The 7,810-nt window shown below is 67.7% G+C and carries 8 protein-coding genes; 3 read left to right on the forward strand and 5 right to left on the reverse strand.

Annotated elements, in window-relative coordinates:
* The coding region (groEL, locus tag AVR91_RS43910; protein ID WP_228709349.1) for a chaperonin GroEL at positions 1-747 on the reverse strand (747 nt) is incomplete at its 3' end.
* 100 nt (positions 748-847) lie between these two features.
* Complete coding sequence (groES, locus tag AVR91_RS26255) at positions 848-1,141, reverse strand: co-chaperone GroES (RefSeq protein WP_007031106.1); 294 nt, start codon at positions 1,139-1,141, stop codon at positions 848-850.
* 279 nt (positions 1,142-1,420) lie between these two features.
* On the opposite strand from groES, the gene ubiA reads away from it, so the two are divergent.
* Complete coding sequence (ubiA, locus tag AVR91_RS26260; RefSeq protein ID WP_076857434.1) at positions 1,421-2,281, forward strand: 4-hydroxybenzoate octaprenyltransferase; 861 nt, start codon at positions 1,421-1,423, stop codon at positions 2,279-2,281.
* On the opposite strand, the gene AVR91_RS26265 is transcribed toward ubiA, so the two are convergent.
* Positions 2,278-2,916 (reverse strand): HAD family hydrolase, encoded by a 639-nt coding sequence (locus AVR91_RS26265; RefSeq protein ID WP_063275148.1) that lies wholly within the window; start codon positions 2,914-2,916, stop codon positions 2,278-2,280. The genes ubiA and AVR91_RS26265 overlap by 4 nt on opposite strands.
* A gap of 142 nt (positions 2,917-3,058) precedes the next feature.
* On the opposite strand from AVR91_RS26265, the gene AVR91_RS26270 reads away from it, so the two are divergent.
* Positions 3,059-4,954, forward strand: coding sequence for an N-acetylmuramoyl-L-alanine amidase (locus AVR91_RS26270; protein ID WP_063275147.1), 1,896 nt, complete (start codon positions 3,059-3,061; stop codon positions 4,952-4,954).
* 15 nt (positions 4,955-4,969) lie between these two features.
* On the opposite strand, the gene AVR91_RS26275 is transcribed toward AVR91_RS26270, so the two are convergent.
* A complete protein-coding gene (locus AVR91_RS26275; protein ID WP_016331145.1) occupies positions 4,970-6,358 on the reverse strand; it encodes a glycosyltransferase in 1,389 nt (462 codons plus the stop codon).
* On the reverse strand, positions 6,358-6,861 hold the full coding sequence (gene xrtP, locus AVR91_RS26280; protein ID WP_063275146.1) for an exosortase P: 504 nt from the start codon (positions 6,859-6,861) through the stop codon (positions 6,358-6,360). Before xrtP ends, AVR91_RS26275 begins: the two co-directional genes overlap by 1 nt.
* A 427-nt stretch (positions 6,862-7,288) precedes the next feature.
* On the opposite strand from xrtP, the gene AVR91_RS26285 reads away from it, so the two are divergent.
* On the forward strand, positions 7,289-7,810 hold a 522-nt coding region (locus tag AVR91_RS26285; RefSeq protein ID WP_076857435.1), incomplete at its 3' end, for a choice-of-anchor P family protein.

Consider the following 7,810-nt stretch of genomic DNA (forward strand, 5'->3'; position numbering starts at 1 on the left):
GGCGATGATCAGCAGCGGCTTCTTGGCCTCGACGACCTTCTCCAGCACCGGGAGCAGGTCGGCCAGCGCCGAGATCTTCTCGCGGACGAGCAGGATGTAGGCGTCCTCGAGGATCGCCTTCTGCTCCTCCGGGTTGGTCGCGAAGTGCGCCGACAGGAAGCCCTTGTCGAACTGGACACCCTCGGTGATCACGAGCTCGGTCGCCAGCGTGGACGACTCCTCGATCGTGATGACGCCGTCTTCGCCGACCCGCTCGACGGCCTCGCCGAGCAGGGCGCCGATGGCCGCGTCACGCGAGGTGACGGTGCCGACCTGGGCGATGTTGTCGCGACCCTTGACCGGGGTCGCCTTCTCCTTGAGCACCGCGATGACCTTCTCCGCGGCGGCCTCGATGCCACGGCCGACCGAGGTCGGGTTGGCACCGGCGGCGACGTTGCGCAGGCCGACCTTCACCAGCGACTGCGCGAGCACGGTCGCGGTCGTGGTGCCGTCACCGGCGACGTCGTTGGTCTTGGTGGCGACGCTCTTGGCGAGCTGGGCGCCGAGGTTCTCGAACGGGTCGTCGAGCTCGATCTCACGAGCGACGGTGACGCCGTCGAGGGTGATGGTCGGGCCACCGAACTTCTTGTCGAGCACGACGTGGCGACCGCGCGGGCCGAGGGTGACCTTGACCGCGTCGGCGAGCTTGTTCACCCCGCGCTCGAGCGCGCGACGAGCGTCCTCGTCGAAACTGATCTGCTTGGGCATGGCCTGTTCCGCTTACCTTCCAGTTCTAAAGCTCGGAAAACACGAACGCCCCGTTCCCCGGCAATGCGGGGCCCGGGGCGTCATGCGCTGAGAGCGGACGTCAGTTGATGACGGCCAGCACGTCGCGAGCGGAAAGGATCAAGTAGTCCTCACCGTTGTACTTCACTTCGGTGCCGCCGTACTTGGAGTAGATGACGACGTCGCCGACGGAAACGTCGAGCGGGACGCGGTTGCCCTTGTCGTCGATGCGGCCCGGGCCCACGGCCAGAACCTTGCCCTCCTGGGGCTTCTCCTTGGCGGTGTCGGGGATGACGAGGCCGGAAGCGGTCGTCTCCTCGGCCTCACTCGTCTGGACAACGATCTTGTCCTCGAGCGGCTTGATGTTCACGCTCACCGGGTTGACCTCCACGGTCGTCGAAAGCGTTGGCAGGATTAGTTACGGCTCCTACCACCCCCGCCGTCGCGGGTGCCGGGGCGTGTTCGGGCCGTGCAATTAGCACTCTAGCCATGTGAGTGCCAGCTTCGCAAGGAGGGTCCGCTCACCTCGCCCCCGAGCGCCTGACCGGCCGTTTTCGCGCACAGACGACCGACGGCGTGCCCGTCCGGTCACCGCGCCTTGCCTCCGAGGGCCGAGTTCGCGCCGCGCGGGCCGCCCTGGCCCTAGCGTCGGCCGGTGTCACTGCTCGCCGCTCGGACGAAACTGCCGGTGTACCTGCGCCTGATGCGGGCGGACAAGCCGATCGGCGCCCTGCTGCTCCTGTGGCCGACGTTGTGGGCGCTCTGGATCGCGGGTCCGCCGTCGCCGTGGATCGTCGCCGTCTTCGTCGCCGGGGTGTGGCTGATGCGCGCGGCGGGTTGTGTGATGAACGACTACGCGGATCGAGGGTTCGACGGGCACGTGAAACGCACCACGGACCGTCCGCTGCCCAGCGGCGCGGCGACGGGCAAGGAGGCGCTATGTCTGTTCGGCGTCTTGGTGCTGCTTTCCTTCCTGGTCGTCACGACGCTCGACATCTCGGCCGTCCTGCTCTCGGTGGTGGGGCTGCCGCTGGCTTGCGGGTATCCCTTCGCGAAGCGCTACACGCATCTGCCGCAGGTGGTGCTGGGCGCCGCGTTCGGCTGGGGGATCCCGATGGCGTTCGCCGCGTCGGGCGCGTCGCTCCCGCCGGTGTGCTGGCTGCTGTTCCTCGCCGATCTCCTGTGGGTGGTCGCGTACGACACGCAGTACGCCGCCGTCGACCGGGACGACGATCTGAGGATCGGCGTCAAGTCCACGGCGATCCTGTTCGGCCGCCACGACCGCCTGGCGATCGGCGTGCTGCAGAGCGCGATGCTCGTGCTCATGGTCCTGGTCGGCCTGGTGGGCTCGCTCGGCTGGGAGTTCCACGTCGCCGTCGTGGTCGCGGGCGCGCTGTTCGTCCACCAGGGCAGGCTGACCGCGCGCCGGGAGCGTGCGGGCTACTTCCGGGCGTTCCTGGCCAACAACCATGTCGGCCTGGTGTTCTTCCTGGGCCTCGTCGCGGATCGCGTTTAGCCCGCTAAACGCAGGTCGGCGAGGTCGGTCACCAGGGCATCGGGGTCGAGGGCCGCGAGGGCTTTGCGCTTGGCGGGCGTCTTCGCCAGTGCGATCGAAGCGACACCGGCGGCGCGAGCGGCCAGGATGTCCGCGGCCGAGTCGCCGACCATGACGCACCGTCCCGGCGACGTGCCGAGCGCCTTCACCGCGGCGTCGAGGAGCGCGGGATCGGGCTTCAGCCGCGCCGGGTCGCTCGTCGTCCGCGCGCTGATCCCGCGCACGAGCTCGGCGAGGTCGTGCAACCCCAGGAACGCCCTGACCGCGTCGACGGAGTTGTTGCTGACGATCGTCACCGTGAACCCCTGCGCACGCCAGTCACGCAGCACGTCCGCGACACCGGGCGACGGCGGGACCTGCGCGACCGCCTCCCCCTCGAAACGGCTGAGCTGCCGCTCGACGACGTTCGCGGCGTTCGGACCGCACGAGGCCGCGAACCGGAGCACGTCGAACGGATCGGCCGAGGTGATCACCTCGGGCTCGACAAGGCGTTTCAGCCTGTCCGCCACGTCGCTCGCCGGAAGCCGGGCGAACACGTCGCACACCGGGCCGTCGAAGTCGAGGAAGACGTGGTCCTTCTCCCGAAGCAGCTCCATGCCTCCCACCTTGCCACCGACCTGCGTTTAGCCCCCTAAACGCGATCCGGAGGGGCCTTACGGACCAAGCCGGTTTCTGGTTAGGTTCCGACCATTGGGGTCGGTCCTGTTCAGCAGACCTAGTCACTGGGGGTATACGCCCATGCCGCGTCCCTTCCGTCCCGTAACCCTCGAGCCGCCCCGGCACCGGTCCAGACGGACCGCCGGGCTCGCGATCCTCAGCCTCACCGCCGGACTCCTCGCCGCCGTCCCCGCGGAAGCCGCTCCGGCGGATCAACAGCGTCAACGGGACTTCGCGGCCGCCGCGCAGGAGTTCGGTGTCCCCGAGAACGTCCTGCTCGGCGTCTCCTTCCTGGAGTCGCGCTGGGATTTCAACGCCGGCACCCCGAGCACGTCCGCCGGCTACGGCCCGATGCACCTGACCGACCTGCGTGAAGCGGGCACGGGCACGCATCACGACGAAGGCGAGGAGGATCCGCGCGGGGACGACGCCCGCAAGGCGAAACTCCCGGTGACGCCGGCGCCGAAGCCTCCTCCGCCCGGCCTGCAGACCATCGACGAGGCGGCCACGCTGATCGGCCAGGACGTCGCGACGCTGCGCACGAACACCACGCAGAACATCCGCGGTGGCGCCGCCCTCCTGGCGAAGTACCAGCGCGAAACCGGCGATTGGAGGGCCGCTGTCGCGCGCTACAGCGGCGCGAAGGACGCGGAGGGGGCGCAGTCCTTCGCCGACGAAGTGTTCGACACGATCTCCAAGGGCGTCAGCCGCAGGACCGACGACGGTCAGAACGTCACCCTCGCCGCGTCGCCGGTGAGCCCGGCGCGCACCCAGGCGGAAACCCCGAAGACGGAGTGCCCGAAGAAGGTCTCGTGTCTTTCGGTGCCGGCGCCGTACCAGGAGCTGCCGGACAACGACTACGGCAACCACGACAAGGCGGACCGGCCGAAGAGCCAGAAGGTCGAATACATCATCATCCACGACACCGAGGGCTACTGGGACACGGCGATGGACCTTGTCACCGACCCGACGTACGTGAGCTGGCACTACACGATCCGCTCCTCCGACGGCCAGATCGCGCAGCACGTGCCGACGAAGGACGTCGCCTGGCACGCGGGCAACTGGTACGTCAACGCGAAGTCCGTCGGCATCGAGCACGAGGGCTTCGCCGCGAAGGGCACTTGGTACACGGAGGCGATGTACCGCACCTCCGCGAAGCTCGTCGGCTACCTCGCGCGGAAGTACGACATCCCGCTCGACCGCGCGCACATCCTCGGCCACGACAACGTCCCCGGCACCATCCCCTCGACCATCAAGGGCATGCACTGGGATCCGGGCCCGTACTGGGACTGGGCGCACTACTTCGAGCTGATGGGCGCGCCGCTGTCCGGGTTCGGCCGCCCCGGCTCGCCGCTGGTGACCATCACGCCCGACTTCGCCACGAACCAGCCCGCCTTCACCGGCTGTGAGACCGCCGGGAAGCCTTGTCCGGCAAGGGGTTCCGGTTCGATCGTGCTGCGCAGCGAGCCGAACGACACGGCACCGCTGCTCAAGGACATCGGCCTGCGCCCGGACGGTTCGGCGAGCACGATGGCCGTTTCCGACATCGGCAGCCGGGCGGAGACCGGCCAGCGCTACGTGGTCGCCGAGCGGCGTGACGGCTGGACGGCGATCTGGTACCTCGGCCAGAAGGGCTGGTTCCGCGACCAGCGCACGACGAGCCCGGCGTTCGGTCTGGTCGTCACGCCGAAGCGCGGGCTGGCGACCGTGCCGGTGTTCGGTCGCGCGTATCCCGAGGCGGAGGCTTACCCGGCGAACGTGCCGGTGCAGCAGGTGATCCCGCTGCCGTACACGTTCTCGGCCGGGCAGCGGTACTCGCTCGGCAACGTCCTCGGTTCCGAGTACTACTCGGCGACGACGTTCGACCCGGCGAACCACGTGGTCGTCAAGGGCAAGACGAAGTACGTGCAGATCCAGTTCGGACACCGCATCGCCTTCGTGAAGGCGGACGACGTCCGGATCCTGCCCGCGCTCTGAGACCGTCCTCCGGGGTCAGGAGTCCAGCGCGACCTTGACCCCGGGGGCGTGTTCGGTGTTCCGCCGCGTCTTCGACCAGCCGTTACGCCCGCGCACCAGCCGGAACAGCGCCCGCCACGACGTGATGTAGAACGTGTAGATGTACAGCGCGTAGGCGAAGCCCATCCCGAGTCCACGTAGGACATTGCGGCTCTTCAGGCATTTGAACTGGTAGATCGGACCCCACACGATGAACGGCAGCAGCCCGAACGAGCCGTAGATCGCGAACAGGATCCACGCGCCGTCGTCGGCGAACCAGGTCCACACCTGCGCCGGATCCCCGGCGGTGCTGAAGAGCAGCAGGATGAACGGGATCGGGTACAGCAGCGAGCCGAGCAGCTGCATCCACGGCTGCGCGAGGTAGTACATCATCTCCGCCGCGCCCAGCGTGCTCACGTGCGGCGAATCCCAGATCCGCCGGAGATACCGCGAACACTGCATCGTGCCCTGACCCCAGCGCGTGCGCTGCACCAGGAATCGCCGCAGGCTGTACAGGCCTTCCTGTTTCACATGGGAATCCGGCGTGTAGCCGGTCCGCCAGCCCGCGGTCAGCAGGTGCACGCCGAGTTCGAAGTCCTCCAGCAGCGAACCGCGCCACGGCTGCTCGTCCGGCCCGGCGATCGAGTCCAATGCGGACAGTCGCGTGAACTGGCCGTTGCCGCCCATGGAGATCGTGCCGGTGAACCCGCGCGAGGTCTGGATGGCCGCGATGGCCGTGCGGAACTCGAGATCCTGCATCTGGGCCAGCTTCAACCCGAAAGCGCGGGAGAACCAGTTCTTTCCCGGCGGCCGGGTGCCCGCGTTGCCCATCCAGACGTCGAGTTGCACGGCGCCGATCGTCTCGTCGCCGAAGAGATGGTCCGCGGCGCACACCTCGAGGCAGTTCTCCGCCGGCCGTCCGTCCGCGTCGACGACCACGACGACCACGTCGTCACGGCTCGCGTCCGGGCCCATCCAGTCGTTGAGCGCCTGATAGGCCGCGTTGAGCGCGTCGCCCTTGCCCGTCCTCGCTTCCGGACGGCGGCGCGGAACAAGGTGAAGGTACGGGTCGTAGCCACCGTTGCGCCGCCAGATCGACCGGACCACGCGGGCCGTGCGGTCCTCGGAGTCGTCGTCGACGACCCACACGTGCGCCTGCCGGAACGTCGAACGCAGGTACCGCACGGTTTCCCGGATGACGGTCTGTTCGTCCCGGCACGGCACGAAGAAGTGCCAGGTGAAGTCGCCGGCGTCGCCGACGGGTGCGGGTTTGCGCCGCAGGTACGGCACGACGATCACGACGACGTACACGATGAACGCCACGCTCATGGTGAGCGCGAAGGCCTGCGTGATCGCGAGAAGGATCTTGATCGAGCCGCCGCCCATCAGGCGGTCCCGCGGTCGGCGCGGGGCTTGCGGGTGCTCAGCCAGACGAACAGGACGAGGGCGACCGCGCCGCCGAGGACGCTGACCATCGAGCCGAGCAGGGTGTGACCCCAGTAATAACCCTCGTCGATACCCATCACGTTCACGAGGCCGACGATGGCCAAAACCCTCATCTGATTGACAAGAATGACGACGATCGCGGAAATGAGCAACGAGGCGAAGAGCCGCTTCGCATTTTTCGGACGGAAATACAACATGACGGCGGTCACCAGCAGCAGTGGCAGCAACATGAATGCCGACGAGCATTCCGGAGTCATTCTTAACCCGAGTGGAGTATCGCCCGACAACCCAAAGTAGACAGTCTCGCGTTCACCGGCGACGAAGACACCCGATGTGGTGATGACCCTCAGTATCAGACCGGAGAGCTGGACTTCGAAAACCCGGTACAGACGTTCGGCCAGCACCAGGCCGACCGCGACGGCGAGCACCGCCAGCACCGCCATACGCAGCGGAAACCGGCTGGAACTCGGCAAAGGAGCGCTCGCAACGGCCACGGTGACCCTCTCAGGAAAGACGCAGCAGACGACGGGGATCCGGCGCAGCGGACAGGAACTCGCCGACGAGAGTAAGTCAGCGAGAACCGGCCCTTTCGACCGGGGTTCGCATTTCCAACGTGATCATGGGCCCTTTCGGCACGATCGTGGAGAAACTGACTAGGCCGAAAGAGTGACAGCTTCGGCGACCTGCGGCAATTTCTCCGAGGACCACCCGATCCGGTGATCCTCGCAGTTTTTCGTTCAATTTAAGAAACACTCGGCGATAGACGATCCGCGAGCCGAGTCAGGCCAGCTGAGGATTCGTCCGCAACGGTTGTGCCCTCGTGCCGACCGCAGACTAGAGAAACCCCCACGAATCAATTCGGAGGACCAGTTGAAGAACACGCACCTCTTGCGACGAGGCGGAGTACTCGCCGCTGTGGTGGCGAGCGTGGCTCTCGCCGGTGCGGTGCCCGCCTCGGCGGCCCCCGGTGACGGCTCCGCGTATGGCGTCAAGGTCGATGTGAAGCTCCTCGGCCTCGACGCGGTGAAGGCCGGGCCGCTCGCCGAGGCGAAGACCTCCGGGCCGACCACCAACAGCCTCGCGAAGGCCAACCTCACCGGTGTGCTGACCGCGGGCGCGATCAACACCGAGGCCAAGCGCGACGACAACTCCGGTGCCGTGACGGCCAAGGCCAGCACCGCCGATGTCGGCTTGCCGCTGCTGAAGGGCGCCCTCGGCGACGTCGGCATCAAGGTCGTCGAAGCCACCTGCACCGCGACCCAGAAGGGTGTGCAGGGCGCGACGAACCTGGTCGGCGCGAACCTGGGCAGCGCGGGCGCGGTCGACGCGACGCCCGCCCCGAACACGCAGATCAAGGTCGGCCTCGGCACCGTCAACGTCGCGACGATCATC

Origin of the sequence: Amycolatopsis keratiniphila subsp. keratiniphila, assembly GCF_001620365.2 — a bacterium.
Classification (GTDB): Bacteria; Actinomycetota; Actinomycetes; order Mycobacteriales; family Pseudonocardiaceae; genus Amycolatopsis; species Amycolatopsis keratiniphila.